The organism is Enterobacter sp. 186315, from assembly GCF_053290175.1.
Genome location: NZ_JBPTTK010000007.1, coordinates 1 through 18,140, shown reverse-complemented (window position 1 = coordinate 18,140; position 18,140 = coordinate 1). Strand labels below are relative to the sequence as shown.

Annotated in this window: 19 protein-coding genes and 2 pseudogenes; 5 read left to right on the top strand and 16 right to left on the bottom strand. The window is 47.6% G+C overall.

Annotation, left to right across the window (positions count from 1 at the left end; translation table 11 throughout):
* Positions 1 to 336: 336 nt before the first annotated feature.
* Positions 337 to 1,038: a phosphohydrolase gene (locus tag ACSVHP_RS09925; protein ID WP_447551800.1), complete on the top strand. Its 702-nt coding sequence runs from the start codon at positions 337 to 339 to the stop codon at positions 1,036 to 1,038.
* Positions 1,039 to 1,099: 61 nt separating this feature from the next.
* Positions 1,100 to 2,218: pseudogene (dcm, locus tag ACSVHP_RS09920) on the top strand (DNA (cytosine-5-)-methyltransferase); the annotation flags it as partial.
* A gap of 300 nt (positions 2,219 to 2,518) precedes the next feature.
* Here dcm and ACSVHP_RS09915 read toward each other — a convergent pair.
* The 6 genes and pseudogenes from ACSVHP_RS09915 to ACSVHP_RS09890 form a co-directional block, all read right to left on the bottom strand.
* A complete protein-coding gene (locus tag ACSVHP_RS09915) occupies positions 2,519 to 3,199 on the bottom strand; it encodes a GTPase family protein (protein WP_447551799.1) in 681 nt (226 codons plus the stop codon).
* Complete coding sequence (locus tag ACSVHP_RS09910) at positions 3,199 to 4,191, bottom strand: GTPase family protein (RefSeq protein ID WP_447551798.1); 993 nt, start codon at positions 4,189 to 4,191, stop codon at positions 3,199 to 3,201. Before ACSVHP_RS09910 ends, ACSVHP_RS09915 begins: the two co-directional genes overlap by 1 nt.
* 180 nt (positions 4,192 to 4,371) lie before the next feature.
* Positions 4,372 to 4,889, bottom strand: a pseudogene (locus ACSVHP_RS09905) (transposase); the annotation flags it as partial.
* Between the two features lie 185 nt (positions 4,890 to 5,074).
* Entirely contained in the window at positions 5,075 to 6,040 is a 966-nt protein-coding gene (locus ACSVHP_RS09900; protein ID WP_234600752.1) for a hypothetical protein, read from the bottom strand.
* Between the two features lie 3 nt (positions 6,041 to 6,043).
* Positions 6,044 to 7,093, bottom strand: coding sequence for a hypothetical protein (locus ACSVHP_RS09895; protein ID WP_234600753.1), 1,050 nt, complete (start codon positions 7,091 to 7,093; stop codon positions 6,044 to 6,046).
* Between the two features lie 108 nt (positions 7,094 to 7,201).
* Entirely contained in the window at positions 7,202 to 10,210 is a 3,009-nt protein-coding gene (locus ACSVHP_RS09890; protein ID WP_447551797.1) for a Tn3 family transposase, read from the bottom strand.
* Between the two features lie 163 nt (positions 10,211 to 10,373).
* On the opposite strand from ACSVHP_RS09890, the gene ACSVHP_RS09885 reads away from it, so the two are divergent.
* Positions 10,374 to 10,940 carry a recombinase family protein gene (locus ACSVHP_RS09885; RefSeq protein ID WP_004098835.1) on the top strand — a complete coding sequence of 189 codons (567 nt, stop codon included), beginning with the start codon at positions 10,374 to 10,376 and terminating at the stop codon, positions 10,938 to 10,940.
* A gap of 27 nt (positions 10,941 to 10,967) precedes the next feature.
* On the top strand, positions 10,968 to 11,675 hold the full coding sequence (locus ACSVHP_RS09880; RefSeq protein WP_032640598.1) for a hypothetical protein: 708 nt from the start codon (positions 10,968 to 10,970) through the stop codon (positions 11,673 to 11,675).
* Between the two features lie 40 nt (positions 11,676 to 11,715).
* Here the strand turns inward: ACSVHP_RS09880 and ACSVHP_RS09875 are convergent, their stop codons facing one another.
* Positions 11,716 to 12,330 (bottom strand): TIR domain-containing protein, encoded by a 615-nt coding sequence (locus tag ACSVHP_RS09875; RefSeq protein ID WP_032640595.1) that lies wholly within the window; start codon positions 12,328 to 12,330, stop codon positions 11,716 to 11,718.
* Between the two features lie 168 nt (positions 12,331 to 12,498).
* Between ACSVHP_RS09875 and ACSVHP_RS09870 the strand changes: the two genes are divergently transcribed.
* Positions 12,499 to 13,266, top strand: a complete 768-nt coding sequence (locus tag ACSVHP_RS09870) for a DUF1883 domain-containing protein (RefSeq protein ID WP_001159650.1) — start codon at positions 12,499 to 12,501, stop codon at positions 13,264 to 13,266.
* 189 nt (positions 13,267 to 13,455) lie between these two features.
* Here ACSVHP_RS09870 and ACSVHP_RS09865 read toward each other — a convergent pair whose 3' ends face one another.
* From ACSVHP_RS09865 to ACSVHP_RS09825, 9 genes are all read right to left on the bottom strand, one after another.
* Entirely contained in the window at positions 13,456 to 13,719 is a 264-nt protein-coding gene (locus ACSVHP_RS09865) for a hypothetical protein (protein ID WP_000072676.1), read from the bottom strand.
* A 137-nt stretch (positions 13,720 to 13,856) separates the two neighbouring features.
* Positions 13,857 to 14,138 (bottom strand): hypothetical protein, encoded by a 282-nt coding sequence (locus tag ACSVHP_RS09860; RefSeq protein WP_021243017.1) that lies wholly within the window; start codon positions 14,136 to 14,138, stop codon positions 13,857 to 13,859.
* A 719-nt stretch (positions 14,139 to 14,857) separates the two neighbouring features.
* Positions 14,858 to 15,352, bottom strand: coding sequence for a peptide-methionine (S)-S-oxide reductase MsrA (msrA, locus tag ACSVHP_RS09855; protein WP_021243016.1), 495 nt, complete (start codon positions 15,350 to 15,352; stop codon positions 14,858 to 14,860).
* The gene (msrB, locus tag ACSVHP_RS09850; RefSeq protein WP_021243015.1) at positions 15,342 to 15,803 is read right to left on the bottom strand and encodes a peptide-methionine (R)-S-oxide reductase MsrB; all 462 of its coding nucleotides are present in this window, start codon (positions 15,801 to 15,803) and stop codon (positions 15,342 to 15,344) included. Before msrB ends, msrA begins: the two co-directional genes overlap by 11 nt.
* 23 nt (positions 15,804 to 15,826) lie before the next feature.
* On the bottom strand, positions 15,827 to 15,964 hold the full coding sequence (locus tag ACSVHP_RS09845) for a hypothetical protein (RefSeq protein ID WP_021243014.1): 138 nt from the start codon (positions 15,962 to 15,964) through the stop codon (positions 15,827 to 15,829).
* 73 nt (positions 15,965 to 16,037) lie between these two features.
* On the bottom strand, positions 16,038 to 16,544 hold the full coding sequence (locus ACSVHP_RS09840; RefSeq protein WP_001567380.1) for a DUF417 family protein: 507 nt from the start codon (positions 16,542 to 16,544) through the stop codon (positions 16,038 to 16,040).
* Positions 16,545 to 16,574: 30 nt separating this feature from the next.
* Positions 16,575 to 16,835 carry a DUF1471 domain-containing protein gene (locus ACSVHP_RS09835; RefSeq protein ID WP_001567381.1) on the bottom strand — a complete coding sequence of 87 codons (261 nt, stop codon included), beginning with the start codon at positions 16,833 to 16,835 and terminating at the stop codon, positions 16,575 to 16,577.
* Between the two features lie 212 nt (positions 16,836 to 17,047).
* A complete protein-coding gene (locus tag ACSVHP_RS09830; RefSeq protein WP_001567382.1) occupies positions 17,048 to 17,605 on the bottom strand; it encodes a TetR/AcrR family transcriptional regulator in 558 nt (185 codons plus the stop codon).
* Between the two features lie 96 nt (positions 17,606 to 17,701).
* Complete coding sequence (locus ACSVHP_RS09825) at positions 17,702 to 17,968, bottom strand: YdgH/BhsA/McbA-like domain containing protein (protein ID WP_001567383.1); 267 nt, start codon at positions 17,966 to 17,968, stop codon at positions 17,702 to 17,704.
* Between the last annotated feature and the right edge of the window lie 172 nt (positions 17,969 to 18,140).

Below are 18,140 nucleotides of genomic sequence, written 5' to 3'. Positions count from 1 at the left end.
CATTGAAATTTATTATATTTATTTTATTCAGTTGGTTATAAGGATTTTTAAGGCTTTGATTCATGCTTTTTACAAATGGGTGTCGCCCATAATCGCTATGATTCAGCTGTGCTGATTATATTTAAAAGCGAAGGCCAAAATTCACATTTAAATAATCTGTTGAATTTAAGAATAATAATGTGGTGAATGCGTTGAGGAACATGCGGAGCCAGGTGCTAACGAAGAAATCATCCGCGTAAAAGGATTCTTCCGCTTATTTTCTTTTAAGCGGGACGAGGCGAGTGCCAGGCGCAGGGAAAGTTGATAATGTAGCCGTTTTCAGAACAGGAGATGACGATGGAACTCGCTCAATGGCAGCAGCGTTTTGAAGACTGGCTTGCGGCGCATCACGCTACCGACGATGCCGCACACGATATCTCCCATTTTCGCCGCGTCTGGATGACGGCAAAAAAAATCCTGGAGAATGAAGACGCCGATCCGCTGGTGGTGCTCACCGCATGCTATTTCCATGACATCGTCAGCCTGCCGAAAAACGACCCTGAGCGCAGCCACTCTTCCCGCCTGGCGGCGCAAAAAACGCTTAAGATCCTGCGCCGTGATTTCCCGGACTTCCCGCCCGAGCGTTACGACGCCGTGGCCCACGCGATTGAAGCGCACAGCTTTAGCGCCGGGATCGCGCCGCAAACGCGGGAGGCCAAAATTGTGCAGGACGCAGACAGGCTCGAAGCGCTGGGAGCGATTGGTCTGGCGCGCGTTTTTGCCGTGTCGGGCGCGCTCGGCGTCGCGCTGTTCGATGCGCAGGATCCCTTTGCCGAATCACGTGCGTTAGACGACAGGGCCTACGCGCTGGATCATTTCCAGACCAAGCTGCTTCGGTTACCCGAAACGATGCAAACGGCGGTGGGGCGCGAGCTGGCGCGGCATAACGCGGATTACCTGATTCAGTTTATGGCGAAACTGAGCGCCGAATTGCAGGGCGACTGTTTTGGTACGGACAGCCAGATCCTGAGCCGCTTTCGCCGCAGTGTGATGCCCTGAACTGTGGTAATCTGTTTTAAGTCTTTATTGTCCGGTTAAAAGAATGCAGGAAAATCGATCAGTGACCGAGCCCGCCCCAGCGCAGGCCGGGAAGTCAACGGCAGCGGTGCAGGCGTTACTGCGTCAGCTGCTGGATATCTATGATGTAAAAACCCTGGCAAACCAGCTCGTGGCATGCGGTGAAAGCCACTGGAGCCCGGCCATTCTCAAAAGACTGCTTACCAGCGAGCGGGCAGGGCATCGCCTCAGCGACGGCGAGTTTCGCTTTCTGCAAACCCTGCTTCCGCCACCTCCGGCGGCGCACCCCAACTACGCGTTCCGGTTTATCGATCTCTTTGCCGGTATTGGCGGTATTCGCTACGGCTTTGAAGCCATCGGCGGCCAGTGCGTGTTTACCAGCGAATGGAACAAACACGCGGTGCGCACCTATAAAGCCAACTGGTATTGCGATCCCGAGGCGCACCAGTTTAACGCCGATATCCGCGAAGCCACGCTGAGCCATAAGCTCGGCGTGACGGACAGCGAAGCCGCTGAACATATTCGCCAGACCATCCCCGAGCACGACGTTCTGCTGGCGGGCTTCCCGTGCCAGCCGTTTTCGCTTGCCGGAGTGTCGAAGAAAAACGCCCTGGGCCGCGCCCACGGTTTTGCCTGCGACACCCAGGGGACGCTCTTTTTCGACGTGGCGCGCATCATTGACGCCCGTCGTCCCGCTATTTTCGTGCTGGAAAACGTTAAGAACCTCAAAAGCCACGACGGCGGCAAGACGTTTCGCATCATCATGCAGACCCTCGACGAGCTGGGCTATGACGTGGCGGATGCGCAGGACATGGGCGCGGACGATCCGAAAATTATCGACGGTAAACATTTTCTGCCCCAGCACCGCGAGCGCATCGTGCTGGTGGGGTTCCGCCGGGATCTGAACCTGAAGGGCGATTTTACCCTGCGCGATATTCCGTCGTTATATCCGGCGCGCCGCCCGACGGTGGCGGATCTGCTGGAGCCGGTCGTCGACGCGAAGTTCATTCTGACGCCGGTGCTGTGGAAGTACCTGTACCGCTACGCCAAAAAGCATCAGGCCAAGGGGAACGGGTTTGGGTTTGGCATGGTTGACCCCACCAATCCGCACAGCGTCACCCGCACGCTGTCGGCGCGCTACTGCAAAGTACTTGTAGATAAAAGAAAAAGCCACTTCTTAACTTATTGACTTTAAATGATTTTTTTGTAAGCTAGCAATGTCCATTTTTTTCTAAAAAAAGTCATCCCACTATCTATAGTCTTCCTGCACCGTAGTGTCAAATCTGTTTAGTAGTGCCCAATGCCGTTAAAAAATTTTTCTAAACGCAAGAGTATGAGACTGAAATTTAAGGCCATATTCCTAAAGACTATTGGACTATGACCCTGTTATCTCCTAAAAGCTTAGTTCATTTATGGATTTAAATGAGTTTAGGGTTTTTGTAAATAAGATTTATATTATCATTCACGATCGCCGGTGATAAGGAAGATGTTCCAAAATGTGATTCATAAGAGTATCAATATTATAATTATGATACGCGCTATAGAATACTGGCTTAGAAATCTTTAGGCCGATAGATTCATCTATTCTTTTTTGAATAGATAAGCATTTTTCCTCAAGGAATGTTAATAATATAGAGTCAGGTTTATTCTCTACTACATCCCAATGCCTACCTTTCATGGCTTGATCTGCTTGGTTTATAGCCACAATAACTCTATCATGCTCAATACACCTAAGGACAATATTTTCTAATATATGATAGGTTGTACCAAGATCTCTAGAGGAACCATCAAGGATAACTAATGTAATGTCTATATATCCAAATAATTTCTCACTATTTTTAATACTGATTTTCTTGGAAAGAAGAACTGATAATTCTTGAGCGTACCGGATGTCTTCATTTATTCCATCACCTAAACCTGGCGTATCATGAACTCTAAAGTATTCATCTGATTTATAAGATGATATAATTTTAGTTTCTGGATCAACGCCAGTACCAACAATTGCACTTTCATTTCCAAAAAGAGAATTTATCGTTGAACTTTTACCAACTCCTGTTGCACCTACCAAGGCAACGTCCAAAGGAATAAGAAGACCTCTGGCTGAAGTCAAATCTGAGATTCTAGAAACAAAGTCCTTTCTCATCAGGAGAATAACCCTCCCAAAAATCCTACAAACCCACCAACAACCCCACCAACCGCACGTCCAAAAGCTTCTCCAGATTTACCAAAGATACCACCCAAAGATCCGCCAATGTCAGACCCAGAACTTGCGCCTTTTGATACAGATTTAACAAGAGAGCCAAAGAATGATTCTTCAATTTCTTTTTGATAATTTTCTAACTTATCATCTTTTTCCCACATTTTTTCTTTTTTATTTATATCATTAACAAATACAACTCGTTTTTCTTCTTTAGTTTTTCTTAAAATGAATGCGAGTAGTTTGGATAGGTTATATGGCCTTTGTTCTTCATTATCCTCTTTATAACCAGCAGAGTAATATATGGGGGTAACGTCAACGCCTGTCGCCTCTTTTATTCTTCTTCTTGTTGATAATACTTTCTCATCTAAGAATTCTATTAATTTTGTCTCTGGTCTATTTTCTTGATAATTCCAATTTTTACCTTTCATAGCCATGTCAGCTTGATTTATGGCTATGAGTAACCGAGATTTATCATCTCCAAGATTAGGTATAATAACGCTGTTAATTAATTCAAATGATGTGCCCAAATCACGACTGCTGCCATCAAGAACAACAAGAACAAGATCAATCAACAAATCATTGTTCTTATCTTTTTCGTTAAGTTTATTTATTATGTTTTTTGCATGTTTACGATCAGACTCTCTTCCATCGCCTAAACCCGGCGAATCAAAAAGAATGATGTTATCCAACTCAAATTTGGCTATTTCCATTGTTTCGGGATCAACACCAGTCCCTACTTTTGCTTTTTCAAAATCAAACAATGCATTAATGGTTGAAGATTTACCTGAACCTGTAGCGCCAGTTATTAATATATTAACTTTTGTTTCTTTTAAAGAATTTAAGTTTTTTAAAACAATTGTTTTATCAAACTCGCTTAATGATTTATCTTTTTGTAATTTATCAATAAATTTGTTGAAGAAGTTGTTTTCGCTCATTTTTAACTATCCCAAATTGACATATAGTTTGCAATTCTAATATCGGCAGTAACTTTTAGAACATTAGGGATTTCTTGAATGAATCAGATACAGCTGTCAGGATGGCTCCCGACAGCAAACTTGTTATGTTACGCGGACGCTGTACGACATACCCTAAAACTTCACCTAGATTAGCGCGTTGATGAGGTACACGCGCTTGTGATTAACATGAAGGCCTTCACGGCGCAGTAACTGCCAGATGCGTCGGTAGCCAAAACGCCTGCGCTCCAGTGCCAGCTCAGTGATGCGCCCTGATAAATGCGCATCAGCCGCCGGACGCTGAGCATCATAGCGGCAGGTCGACAGGGACAAACCTGTGAGTCTGCAGGCACGACGTTGCGACAGACCGGTCGCATCACACATCAACACCACGACTTCGCGCTTCTGGTCTGTCGTCAGTACTTTCGCCCAAGAGCCACCTGAAGCGCCTCCTTATCCAGCATGGTCTCGGCGAGCAGCTTCTTGAGTCTGGCGTTCTCTTCCTCAAGTGACTTCAGGCGCTTAACCTCAGGCACCTCCATGCCGCCATACTTCTTACGCCAGGTATAAAACGTGGCGTCGGAAATGGCGTGCTTACGGCAGAGCTCACGGGCAGAAACCCCGGCTTCGGCCTCGTGGAGGATACTGATGATCTGTTCATCGGAAAAACGCTTCTTCATGGGGATGTCCTCATGTAGCTTATGAAGACATTACTAACATCGCGGTGTATTAATCAACGGGGAGCAGGTCACCGGATCACAGGTGAGCGCAACAACCTACATCTTGAACTCAAGATTGTCTAACCCTATACACAACTTAAAATATAATGGCTCTGTCGCGTTAGACGCCATGCGCTTTCGCCCTGTCAGGGAGCTAAATTTTTCCAGATGTCATAGCCGATATACGCCAGCGTTGAGGTAGCAAACAGGGCAAAAATGATGACAACGTAGCGGAGTCTACCCTGACTTGCGGCAATTTGCGCCTCCAGATGGCTCTTTTGCTGGCTCACCGCCTCGGTCAACGCCTGCTGGCTGGTTTGCAGAAACTCAATAGCCTGGGTTGGCGGGATCAGATGCTGCACCAGTGCTGCCTGGACGTCGGTGGAAAGCGTTTCAAGGCCGCTTAACACTTCCCGTCGATCACTTTCCTGCCGTTCCGCGAGCGTGGTCCGCGCCGTTTGCACACCTTGACTCACGCCCTTGAGCTGCTGGTCAAGTTCGCTTATCGACTGCTTTATTTGCTGCTGGGCCTGCATGACAGTTTCCAGCCGTTCAGCCAACCGCTGGTCACGTTCTCGCGTCGACCGTTGCTCGCTGGCATTCGCCTCCAGGGAGCGGTTAGCAGTCAACAGTTGCTGCAACAAAGCTTCAGCGCTGTCGAAACCCGTTTGTTGATACTGCTGTATTGCTGTCTGGACACTCTCATTTTGCTGCCCAAGAACATCCGACAGTTTTTCAAAAAGCTTACCGGTCGCGACTTTCAGCTGGCTATCATAGTGCACCGATTGTTGGCTAAGCGCGGTGCTAATATCCTGTTTTTTTTCTTCTACCTGAGTCGAAATAAATTCCCGCAGCTTACTTATCACCCCAGGAATATCGTCATCTTGCAGCTCACGTAACGATCTTTTCAGCGGATTGATGATTTCTTCGGTGTTTGCGCCTACCGCATTAATGGCATCATTGATTTCTTCAACCTTATCTTTGGTCTCCAGAACCTCTGTATTGAGTTTTTTTAACGAACTCTCAAGGGGATTGAGCGGCTCCTTGAGTATTTTTACCATTAACTCGGCGAGCGATTTTTCTTTATTTTTTATTTCACTGGTCACGTTCATGCCTTATCCAGAATACTTTTCAGTTAAATTTATTAAATCTTCCCGCTGATTTTTCAACGCAACGCAGGATAAAACTTGTAATAACGCATCACAATTATCACGTTCCTGAAATGCTGAATCCAGACGCGTATTTAATGTTTTGAGATACTCTTCATCAAGAAAGTGAACAAACTGCTCGCAGCGGACAAGATCCTCTTGTGATTCAACGGCTATTTTCTTTAACTCGTCTTCGCGCGAGACGGCCTGTTGTTTAAGTGATGTCTGTTGCAGCAGGGATTTATTCTGCTCTACCCGCAACTCATCGAGAATTCTCCCCTCTTTGGCGAGTTCGCTTTTGTATTGATTATGGACGTTCTCTGCGGCAGCCATCCATTGTGACGTCCACAACCGAATGACTTCCACTTTGGCATTTTCAGCGGCATGGATGACTCTGTTTGTATCGGATGAATAATTTGAAGAACTAAGATAGGCGTCGAACCAATAGTCATTGAGCCTATAGCGAATAGCACTGAAGTTTTCATCAAGAATATCCTGCACCGCCTGTCTCGTAGGTTCAACATTTTTGCGGGCCACTTTTTGCCAGTAGATCGTCTTATTTTCCACATCCAACTGGATATTTTTAATTTTAGAGCAATAGTCGGCGATCATGCTTTGTAAAGTGATACGGTTTTCGCTGCTGTAACTTCCCTTCAATTTAAAGTTTGCGGCCTCTTCCGCAGCTTTATCGATAAGCAGTCGGCAGACAGGTAAAGCGTTATCTTTTAATAACCTCTCCGTTTTTTTTAATTTCTGCTGCGTCTGAGTAATAGCGTTTTCCCAAACCGTAAGTTTATCTTTTGTCTCTTGTTGTTGTTTTTTTAGCCCCAATAGTTCTCTTTCAATTGCCGCCGTTTTTTCCTCCTGGATATATTTAACGCTGAGGTGGGTATCCAGGGTACTTCGCAGCCGTCCGAGTGGGCTTGTCGATGTTGCAATTTGTTCCAACAGTTCGCTACGCAAGCGGCTGACCATGGGAGCAACCCGGGCATAAAGGGCGGTATCGTTTTCGGCCATACTCAACCAACTGCTGCCAAACTCGAGCGGGAAGTAGAGGTTCCGATCCTTCGCCGCGTCGCTCAGGTTGTTAAAGGGGTTTGAGGGCCAATGGAACGAAAACGTACGCTAAGAAGTTAATTCATTGTTTAAATTGAAATTTAGTTCTCTCAGTTCCCCCTTCAAAATATCCTCCGGTAGCGTAAACGTATAATGCCCCAGCATATTGATATGCCCGTGCATCAGTGGGGACAACCGGGCGATATCTTCAACCCCGATTTCTTCTCCATTACTGCGTATCCAGCTCAGGGCTTCCTGCATATAAAGTGTGTTCCACAGTACCACTGCGTTAGTGACCAGGCCCAGTGCCCCCAGCTGATCTTCCTGACCTTCACGATAGCGCTTTCTGATCTCACCGCGCTGCCCGTAGCAGATCGCCCTCGCCACAGCATGGCGGCCTTCCCCCCGGTTTAGCTGCGTCAGGATCCGCCGACGATAATCCTCATCATCAATATAATTAAGAAGGTACAGCGTCTTGTTGACGCGCCCCACTTCCATGATCGCCTGTGCCAGCCCTGATGGGCGCGAGCTTTTCAGCAAAGAGCGAATGAGTTCTGAAGCATGAATGGTGCCCAGTTTCAGCGAACCGGCGGTTCGCATCATCTCATCCCACTGATCCTCGGCTTTCGACAGATCGGCACAACCACGTGCCAGTTCGTCCAGTGCACCGTAATTTGCCGATTTATCCACTCGCCAGAATACCGCTTCACCGGCATCGGCAAGCCGGGGGGAAAACTGGTATCCCAGCAGCCAGAAGAGGCCAAAAATAATGTCGCTGGTACCGGCTGTGTCTGTCATGATCTCAACCGGATTCAGCCCTGTCTGCTGCTCCAGAAGGCCTTCCAGCACAAAAATGGAATCTCGTAATGTGCCGGGGACAACGATGCCGTGGAATCCAGAGTACTGATCAGAGACGAAGTTGTACCAGGTGATGCCACGTCCGGAACCAAAATATTTTCTGTTAGGTCCTGAATTGACGGTTTTCACCGGCGTGACAAAGCGCATGCCATCAGCTGAAGCCACTTCGCCACCACCCCAGCGGCCAGCAAGCTCCAGTGTGGACTGAAAATCAACCAGGCGGGCATTGGCGCTGACCAGCGTTTCTGCCCGGAGGTAATTCTGTTTTACCCAGCTAAGCCGGTGGCGCGTCAGCGCCGGTATATTGTGCTTTATCAGCGGTTCCAGCCCGATATTGCAGGCCTCTGCCATCAGGACCGCGCACAGGCTGATGTGCAGATCCTGTGCCCGGGCCCCGGATTCACTGACATGCGTAAACTCACGTGTAAATCCCGTTCTGGCATCTATTTCAAGCAACAGTTCCGTCAAATCTACTGGCGGGAGTAGCAGCCTTACCCGACTGTTGAGACGATGCAACGATGGTGGCTCCTCCAGTTTCTCCAGGCTGCTGATAGTCAGGGAAGGATGTTTACCGTCATGGCAAATATGAACCTCCGCATTTCCTTCAAAGCGGGATGCGACGGTTTTCCAGGTTTCATCTAGCTGGACCGCCAACTGTTGCACGCCTTTATGTCCATCAGTGGGATGTCCCAGCGCCCGGCAAACGGGGACCCGCTGAGCCTGCCATTCTTCCCCCTGCAACAGCTTCTCGCGGGGATTTCCCCAGCGATCGCTGTTTTCGAGCCAGATGTCCCTTCGACGTAGTGCATCCTGAAGGCGCTCCAGCAGACAAAGCGAGTAACCGGCACGCTGTATCCGGCCCTCCGCATCGTATACCAGGCGTTTCCAGGGGCCGGTAATAATATGTTCAGGCGCATTGTCCAGGATGCGCTTTTTCGAGCAGTTCAGTTCGGTCAGATAATGAATGGCGGACAACGTATGTTCTCCGGCTGGCGCTGCCTGGAAATGCAGGTCGCGCAATACCACCGGAAGAAAGCGCTTTACCCGCCCGTACTGCTCCACCATTTCGTCATGGAAATTGTTGTTCTGAGGCCGGGCCAGCTCATTTACCTTGCTGACGGATTCTGCCAGCCTGCTTTTCGGTATGCTGTTGAATATGGTCTCCCTCAGTTCAGCATCGTCAGCCTGTTCATCCAGCAACAATGAACATGCCCGCGCCAATATTAGCGCAGCACGATCAAGATCTTTAAGCGTCCTGAGCCGTTTTTTCTGCCCCGTTTTCTTCGCCGCACGAGTGATATCCAGTATCAGCATATCGAGCACATCAACGGCCTCATCCAGCGCCGCAGTCTCCTGCGCTTTAACGAATGCTGTGAGTACGGCCAGTTTTCTCTGCTGTGGCATTCGCGCGATATATTTTACCGACGCCATGCCTGCGTAACGGGCCAAATTACGCAGTTGTATAGCAGGCAGACCGGTAAAATTCAGTCGGGAAAATTCCAGGTTTCGCAGCCGGATATATCGCTCCAGCGCTTCGGTAAATGCCGGGCCGCTGACGGTGACCGGTCCCTTTTTCAGTTGCTCCAGCGGTGAAGTACGCTGCCCCTCAGGAATGTCCAGAAGCTCCGTCACGCGGGCGGTCTGCCAGCTGTCCGGCAACGCGGCCAGTTTCTTCCACAGCCGCTGATTTGCCCGTTCGCGTATTTCACTGACGAGACGTACAAGTGTGGTTGCTCCGGGCAGCAGGACCTTATTCTGAAGCAGCCACGCGGTGGCAAAATCAAACATAAGGCCGGGTCGCTCATTACTGAGCCATGCGCGGGTGTACAGCAGGCGCTTCAGGCGGAAAGACCAGGGGAAATCGCCAAATTCATGGTAACCGTAATATTCCTTAATCAGCGCAGTATGCTCTCTGAGGGTGGTAACCCGTTCTGCGTAGCGGGTAAGGACTTCCGGACGGCGAATATTAAGCTGCACCGCGACAAATTGCTGAACACCTGGCAGAACCCGGGTTAAGTCTGTCAGAAAGGTGCCCAGAAAACGGGCGGTGGTGAGCTGAAGCGCAATTCCCAGCCGGTTATGCCTTCCCCGCCGCTGGTTAATGAAGGCAAGATCCCGCTCATCAAGATGAAAATAGCGCGCCAGCTGCACGTCATTGGGTTCTGCAACATAGCGACCATAATTCAGTTCCTGCTCAGTGGTCAGAAAATCGACGGGCATACCGGCCTCCCTGCCTGATGGTCATGAATTAACAATTTCGCAACCGTCCGAAATATTATAATTTATAAGACAGCATAAAACGGCAGGCATGGACTGTCTATTAAATCGTATTTTTGCCATAATAGACACAAGGTGTCTGATATTCGATTTAAGGTACATTTTTATGCGACTTTTTGGTTACGCACGGGTCTCAACCAGTCAGCAGTCCCTAGATATTCAAATTAGAGCACTTAAGAACGCGGGGGTAAAAGCCAACCGTATTTTTACGGACAAGGCATCGGGAAGTTCAGCTGCCAGGGAAGGACTTGAGCTGTTGCGCATGAAGGTGGAAGATGGAGATGTCATTCTGGTGAAGAAGCTAGACCGTCTTGGTCGTGACACTGCCGATATGATTCAACTAATAAAAGAATTCGATGCCTTGGGTGTGGCAGTCCGATTCATTGATGATGGGATCAGTACCGATGGAGAAATGGGGAAGATGATCGTCACAATTCTATCAGCAGTGGCACAAGCAGAACGTACTCGCATCTTTGAACGAACAAATGAAGGAAGAATTGAGGCCAAGTCTAAAGGAATTAAATTTGGCAGAAAACGGAAAATAGACAGGAATAAAATAAAATTTATGCATGATAAAGGAACTGGAGCAACTGAAATAGCTAAGCATATGGGTATTGCGCGTTCAACCGTATATAAAATTATCAATTCAGAACGTTCACCAATCAATGATTGATTATCTTACAACTGACAAGGTGGAATTGTGAGAACATTTGTTATAATTTGGACGATAGCTTTCATTGCGGTAATTGCTGTAATGTGTACAGTGGATCTTTCATCATATGTACCTTCAATTTACACCGTATTTAATAAAAACAAACCTTTAGTAACTGGTATTATATATATACTACTAATATCTATTTTTATATGGCTAATTGTAGCGTTATATCTTTTAAAAAAATACTCATTTAAAGTAGAGAAATTAAGTTTAGGCGGCGTTAATGTTCTGTTCAATGAAAGTGGTACGTTATATCGCAAAAGTATAAAAAATCATCTGGATTCAAAAAGAGCTATCTTTAAGTTGAAGAAAAATGTGGACGCATTCGATGAAGTTATCTCATCATATTATCAGACATATCAATTTATTAGAGATGAAATGAAACTATTGAATCCAAAAAAAGACAATGAGTTATATAATATTAGCAATGATATGTTAATGGTGTTAAATAAATTTTTAACTAAAAATCAAAATAATTATAAAAGATGGTATAAATATATATCAGATAAGGATGAAGTTATTGATGTTATAACTAATACACCATTAAAAGTTCACCTGACGCCTATAAATAAAATACAAAAGCAATACTATAACTACAGTAAAATATGTAACGATTTTAAAGTAGTAAATGATTTTTTCACATCACGGGTTCAACAAACATTTAACGTGAACACCACCAAATGGGATTGGTAACAAGTAAAGGGGAGTATCATACTCCCCTTTACTGTTTCTGCTAGCCATTACGCATTCTCATTGGGGTAGAAAAAACGTATTCGCACTTATCTTTATCTTGATATGTTAACTCAATCATTTTTCTAAGGTTTTCTGGGTTATTGTGTATCTGATCCCAGTTGACTATTGATATATATGACTTTTCACTCATCAAGTTATCGATAACTCTTTCAGGCATATATGGATATATTTCTTTATATGTTGTTCTGTCGTTGATTGTTATCCACTCGGTTATATTAGGATGAAATTCATTTTTTTCATTTTCACCATGACTGGCTCTAATGTTGTTTGTCCCTGTTGAAGGAAGATTTATAATAAAAATACCTGATTTGCCGTTTCTGGGACTATCCCTCATGGATGAATATAATTCCCAATCAACATGCTTTCTATTTTTAGTCTCAGTCCCAACGAGTAAAATAAGAACGGATGTATCACGTAAATATTCATCCCTTATTATTTCTCTGATCTTTTGAGGTTCTTCTTCTTCATCAATGTCACCAAGTGATACCGAGCGATTCACAAAAATATCAAAAACATCATTCATTTTTTCAAGTTCGTTTTTGTACCATTGGTCATTAGCATGGTGGTAACTGATGAAAACTTTGTGCTTGGTCACGCTTTTTCCTCATTTATTCTCTGGTTTACGGATTTTACATCTTCATCCATACCGAGTAAAAGTCTTATAATTTATTTTTTCACACTAAGAGATACTCTCAACCACTGGATACAGTATAATCAGGAAGTGGCTACATTCTTCCAATTCAAATGAAGAGAGCAGACTTACATGCAATTCATCCATAATGATCTTGGTCAAAGAAAAAGAGGGGAGATTGTTGAAATCACCCTTACCAGTGGTGCAAATGTTAGACTAATGGATAGTTCTAACTTCAGTAGTTATAAGAATGGCCGACGACATTCCTACATTGGTGGGTTAGCAAAGCGCTCCCCCATAAGGTTACAGATCCCTTCATCAGGCCATTGGCATATTGCTGTAGATATGCAGGGATTAAGGGGGAGTACCAGGGCTTCTGTTCGCGTTCTTCCAGGGGTTCTTCCTGAAATTCAGGATAGGCCGTTAAGCGAAGTTCCTAGTCTGGTAAGAGATAACAGACCACCGTCAACAGCACAGAGCAACGAGATACATGACGTATTTATTTCGCATGCCTCAGAGGATAAAGATGATTTTGTTCGCTCTCTGGCAAACTCATTAATCAGTCACGGCCTTAATGTATGGTATGACGAAATGACGTTAAGAATTGGTGACAGCCTGAGACAAAAAATAGACAAAGGTTTAGCAAACAGTCGTGTTGGGTTAGTAGTTTTGTCTCCGGCGTTTATAAGCAAAGGTTGGACAAATTATGAACTTGATGGAATCGTCACTCGTGCTATTTCTGGTGAGCAAATATTGCTTCCCATATGGCATAATATTACAAAACAAGAAGTTGTCGATTTTAGTCCATCATTAGCAGACAAAGTTGCTCGTAGTACTGCAACTCATACAATCGATGAAATTGCTCATGAGATAGCCGAGCTACTGCATTCTCGTGGTTAATGTTTATCGAAATTCAAATAGCAAAACAAAAGGATCAATCAGCGATCCTTTTTTTATTTTTATGAATATCAATAAATTACATTCTTAACGTACGTTTTCGTTCCATTGGCCTTCAAACCCCATATCCAAACTGACCCCTAGTCAAACAGTGCCGTTACGTCCTCGATGGCTCCCTGCTTCCATTCCACGTCATACGGCATCACGCAGTTCCTGATAGCGACCATGCAGCCGCTGGCGGAGTTGTTCCGTGGTCATGCCCGGGCGTGTATCAGCGCGGGCTGCAGTCACTTTGGCGCGAACCTGATCTTCATACTCGGCCTGTGCCAGTTCTTCGTTAGCCAGGCGCTGCAACAGTGCTGCCTTGTCCGGGCCACCTTCCGGCAGTATGCGGGGCAGACTTTCGGCCAGTTCCCGCAAGAAGTTGGCGTTTTCGTAGTGTGTGGTATTGCTCATTACAGAGCCTCCGGGGTTGATGCGTCGACATGAAGGAGTTTAGCAGGGACACTCCCTGAAAAATATGCTGAATCCGGTACGCGAAGCGTTACTTCCTTGTACTGGCTGTTCTCTGTTATTCGTGCTGTCTTGCAGGCTTACTGCGGGTTGCTGTCTTTTTTTTCTCGCTGCCTGAGTCCCTCAGCAAAACCGACCATCCAGCCTAATGGATCATGCTGCGCAGCCCCTGACAACAGCGCGTCAGATTCCAGTCCGGCTTGTCGTCCTGCCTCTCTGACATCTTCTCGTACCCATACCGCAATTTGCTTATAACCCGCCTCGCGCATACGTGCTTTATAGGCTGCCTGGCCGCGTGCATTCTTGATCAGATACTTGCGGTTGCTAGTGATATCGCGTGTCTTGTTGTTTGAACCGGTCATTAATTCCTCAGGCATTACAGAGTTGTCGTACACACAGAAAACATTACTAGTAATTATGATTGTTGTGAGTATTCCAGGGAGAAAATGAGAGATTTCCCGCGCAAAAGGGCGCTTTTTGGCGGTTTCAGGTGGTAAACGCACTGAAACGGGCCGCCATGCAGTCCGGTGCATAGCCATTCATGCCATCAGAATTCATCAGGCAAGTTTTGCGGGGTTTTCGCCGGGTAAGCTGTGGTTTTCACCGGCTTCGCGCTGAAATCGCCCTGAGCGCGTTTTAGCGGTGCGTACAATGAAGCCTTTATGTTAAATAGGGGCTTTTGTTGTCCGGAAAAGGCTGAGCAAAAATACGATAAACAGTGTCATACCGGTAACCAGCATGACATAGCCGGCTGTTGGGTTATAAGTCAGACAGAAGGCTGTGCAGGCACTGGGGGCGTGTATGCGAAAAAGCCCGGCAAAACACAGACTGGCCGAGAGTCCGTAAAATAACGATCCTGCGATAACGGTCAGCATAATTCTAAACATTGTCCCTTTGTCCCTTTGACCCTAATCATCCTCATCTTTTTTCTAATATGCCCCTTAAAATCAGGATGTTGATTGTTTTGTATGCAAGAAATGGACTAAAGAAATTTGTTTGTGATCCCATTCTCGTTTCTGCATATGAACAAAAAAGCCCCGCACATGGGCGGGGCTGAATGCTGCGAGTCTGCGACGGTGACTTATCCCGGAAGCGTCCAGTCAGGTCGTTCAAAATGGCAGGTATAGCCGTCGGGATTATGCTGCAGGTAATCCTGATGCTCTGGCTCTGCAGACCAGAACTCACCGGCCTGCTCTACTTCTGTCACCACGACTCCGGGCCAGACTCCTGAATCATCTATTTCACGGATAAGCTGGTTTGCCTGCTGCTTTTGCTCCTCTGTGGTGAAAAAGATGGCTGAGCGGTAGCTTGAGCCGACGTCATTACCCTGACGAAGTATTGTTGTAGGGTTGTGAATACTAAAGAAATATTCCAGTAGTTTTCGGTAGCTCAGTTTATCCGGGGAATACACCACCTTCACCGCCTCCGCATGTCCTGGGTGGTGCTGGTATGTCGGGTTATCATTACGTCCGCCGGTATAGCCCACTTCGGTGCTGACCACGCCATTGAGTTTGCGGATCAGCTCCTGGACACCCCAGAAACAACCACCGGCAAGGATTGCCACATCAGTTTTCATGCTTATCTCCTTTCTCAAACAGGGGAAGAAATTCACCGTATCCTTCTGTTTCCAGAGCGCCTTTCGGGATAAAACGCAGTGAAGCCGAGTTAATGCAGTAACGTAATCCACCGGTATCCTGTGGCCCGTCAGGGAAGACGTGTCCCAGATGGCTGTCACCGTGACGGGAACGCACTTCAGTACGCACCATGCCATGACTGAGGTCGCTCAGGTTGTGGACGTTGTTTTCCACTGGTTTGCTGAATGCCGGCCAGCCACAGCCCGAATCAAATTTGTCCTTCGACGAGAACAGTGGCTCACCGGAGACGATATCCACGTACAGTCCGTCCTCAAAGTGGTCGTCATATTCTCCGGTAAACGGGCGCTCAGTGGCGCTTTTCTGGGTGACGCTGAACTGCAGTTCCGTCAGTGCCTGAATGGTCTGTGGGTCTTTTTTATACGGTTTGTTCATATCGCTCTCCTGACAAATCTCACTCACCGGGACGGGTCCTGCTCATGAATAAGATCCAGATAGTGTTTTTCAAAGTCCGGGTTGGCGGGGAGCGACTTATTTTCCAGGTAGCGCTCTAAAAAGTAGCGGGGAGTGATCCCCGCCCGAAAGGCGGCTTCCATGCCTCTCACCATGAACCCGGGAGTGGTGTCATATTTGCTGGCCAGAAATATCAGGCTGCTGCGTAATTCAGGGTCACCCCATGGCTGACAATGCGTCAGACGAGCGGGGTTTGTGCACGGCGCTGAGTTGCTTCGCCCTCCGGTTAATCAGTGTCCGTCGCAGGTCATGACGCAACAGCACCAGTCCAGCCCCAATCAGAAGAACATCCTTGATAATGAAGCTGTCAATGCGACCCAGCTGCGGCAGAAGGCTCAGGGTGACGATGCCGGTGCCTGCCACCATCAGGGCGCCTGCTGCACCCACTGCCGGCCGGAAAAATCCGGCAATCAGGGCCAGAAGGGTGATATTTTCCACCACGCCGAGTGCGTAGCTGAGCCCCTGAACGCCGAGAGCCGGATACAGCGCACCGAGCCAGGTGCCTGGCAGCAGGTGGTGAAGGGCATTGGCCTCGAAGGCAAACCATTTGTAGGTGCCAAACAGGGCGAAGATGAAAATCACTGACAGCCGCAGAACCATAATGTCCAGGCCTGACGTTTTACGAAGTAACCGGCGCAGTTGTGTCTCGACGTTATTTTTCATGGTGTGTGTCCTTTTATTTTCGTTTTGTGTTTATGCAAACAGCGTGGCGCGGGCATGAACGAAACGGGCCTGCTCAAGCTCAGAAATCAGATAAGCGGCAGCGCCATGTTCAAGGGCTTCGCGGATAACCTCCCGCTCCAGCTCATCCACGGAAGACACCCAGCCAACAGAGAGTGTACGGACCGGTACCAGAGCTGCTTTTTCTTCCTCAGTAAGATCGGATTTGATGATGACCGGTCCATGGGCTTTACGGGTGAAGACAGCGATAACGTCGTTGATAAGTGCTTTCATGATGATGCCCCCTGCATGTCTGTTTTATTGTGTTGTCGTGTTGTTAATATTTATTCTACCTACCAGTAGATAGATTGGCAAGGGGTAACTGGAAATTAAACGCAAGGAAAGTCTTAATGTCTTCTGAGGCCCCCGGAATACAGGCGTTGTCAGCGGTGATTTTTTTGAGTGCTGGCTGCCCCGGTTAAACCGGGGCAGCCACAGGCGTGGCTTTACGGGCGGGAGAGTAGCTGAATAAGCGCGCTCATGGTGCGGGAACAGGCATCATGAGGAGGGATCCGATTGAGCATCAGGGCCCCTTTAATGGCGCTGCCGATGATAATGGCCACGTCAGCCGGCTCAGCAGTAAAAGCCAGTTCACCGCTTTCACGACCCGAAACCAGCACACTGGTCAGGATGCGCAGGTCGGTTTGTGCCAGTCGTGAGGTGGCTTTCTGAAGAGGTTCTTCAAACAGGGCGCTGTCGGACAGCATGGCGTGAATGCCACACATCTGGCCGCTGTCGGCGCATTTGAGAAATGCGTCCATATAACCCTGCAGACGGGCTTTACCCGGTGGCAGCTGTAACAGGGCAGCTTCCAGTTTCAGCAGGCTGGCCTCCTTGTATTCACAATAGGCAAGCCCGAGGTCGGTTTTGGTCTGAAAATGGTAATGGATACTGGCCTTCCGTATTCCCAGACCGTCAGCGAGATCAGCATAGCTGAAGCCCTGGTAGCCGTTCTGCTGGATAAGGGTATCAGTCAGTTCAATCAGACTGTCATGGGTGGACATAATGTTCTCCTGGCACCTGCGGGTGCCTGTTATTCAGACACAACTGCGCCCGGAAACCAGAAGGGTTCCGGGCGCAGTTGCGAGGGTAACGGGTATTCAACGATACAGGACAGCGGTACCGGAAAGTTTATTCATACCGGTGGCACTGGTGATGCGGTAGTGTGTGGCCCCGGCATCAGCGGCTTTCATATCCAGTGAGGCCACCAGGTCATCCAGGGTGGTGAAGCCACCGGAAGAGACCACCCCAATTTTTTGCAGCGATGCTGCTTCGCTGCGGGAAACCATTTGCGGGCTGGCGGCATAGCTCAGTGCGCTGGCGGACAGGGCGATGATGGCAAGGGTGGTTTTGATGATGTTTTTCATGATGACGCTCCTGATGTTCTGTTGTGTGTTTTTGTTTGTGTGTCGTGTTGTTAAAATCAAATCTACCAACCAGTAGATAGGTTGGCAAGTGTTAATTGGGGTCCGCTTGGAAAACGGATCTATGGTCACTCCCGTTTTTGCAACACCGATTTTGACGATAAGTTGGCTTGCT

What these genes read in the sequence shown, in the direction of transcription:
- ACSVHP_RS09870 (WP_001159650.1), top strand. Translation starts at nt 12,499, where the DNA reads ATGCAATTCATCCATAATGATCTTGGTCAAAGAAAAAGAGGGGAGATT.
- ACSVHP_RS09825 (WP_001567383.1), bottom strand. Translation starts at nt 17,968, where the DNA reads ATGAAAAACATCATCAAAACCACCCTTGCCATCATCGCCCTGTCCGCC.
- ACSVHP_RS09890 (WP_447551797.1), bottom strand. Translation starts at nt 10,210, where the DNA reads ATGCCCGTCGATTTTCTGACCACTGAGCAGGAACTGAATTATGGTCGC.
- ACSVHP_RS09830 (WP_001567382.1), bottom strand. Translation starts at nt 17,605, where the DNA reads ATGTCCACCCATGACAGTCTGATTGAACTGACTGATACCCTTATCCAG.
- ACSVHP_RS09925 (WP_447551800.1), top strand. Translation starts at nt 337, where the DNA reads ATGGAACTCGCTCAATGGCAGCAGCGTTTTGAAGACTGGCTTGCGGCG.
- ACSVHP_RS09895 (WP_234600753.1), bottom strand. Translation starts at nt 7,093, where the DNA reads ATGGCCGAAAACGATACCGCCCTTTATGCCCGGGTTGCTCCCATGGTC.
- msrB (WP_021243015.1), bottom strand. Translation starts at nt 15,803, where the DNA reads ATGAACAAACCGTATAAAAAAGACCCACAGACCATTCAGGCACTGACG.
- ACSVHP_RS09835 (WP_001567381.1), bottom strand. Translation starts at nt 16,835, where the DNA reads ATGAAAGCACTTATCAACGACGTTATCGCTGTCTTCACCCGTAAAGCC.
- ACSVHP_RS09845 (WP_021243014.1), bottom strand. Translation starts at nt 15,964, where the DNA reads ATGGAAGCCGCCTTTCGGGCGGGGATCACTCCCCGCTACTTTTTAGAG.
- ACSVHP_RS09900 (WP_234600752.1), bottom strand. Translation starts at nt 6,040, where the DNA reads ATGAACGTGACCAGTGAAATAAAAAATAAAGAAAAATCGCTCGCCGAG.
- ACSVHP_RS09915 (WP_447551799.1), bottom strand. Translation starts at nt 3,199, where the DNA reads ATGAGAAAGGACTTTGTTTCTAGAATCTCAGATTTGACTTCAGCCAGA.
- ACSVHP_RS09840 (WP_001567380.1), bottom strand. Translation starts at nt 16,544, where the DNA reads ATGAAAAATAACGTCGAGACACAACTGCGCCGGTTACTTCGTAAAACG.
- ACSVHP_RS09885 (WP_004098835.1), top strand. Translation starts at nt 10,374, where the DNA reads ATGCGACTTTTTGGTTACGCACGGGTCTCAACCAGTCAGCAGTCCCTA.
- ACSVHP_RS09910 (WP_447551798.1), bottom strand. Translation starts at nt 4,191, where the DNA reads ATGAGCGAAAACAACTTCTTCAACAAATTTATTGATAAATTACAAAAA.
- ACSVHP_RS09860 (WP_021243017.1), bottom strand. Translation starts at nt 14,138, where the DNA reads ATGACCGGTTCAAACAACAAGACACGCGATATCACTAGCAACCGCAAG.
- ACSVHP_RS09865 (WP_000072676.1), bottom strand. Translation starts at nt 13,719, where the DNA reads ATGAGCAATACCACACACTACGAAAACGCCAACTTCTTGCGGGAACTG.
- msrA (WP_021243016.1), bottom strand. Translation starts at nt 15,352, where the DNA reads ATGAAAACTGATGTGGCAATCCTTGCCGGTGGTTGTTTCTGGGGTGTC.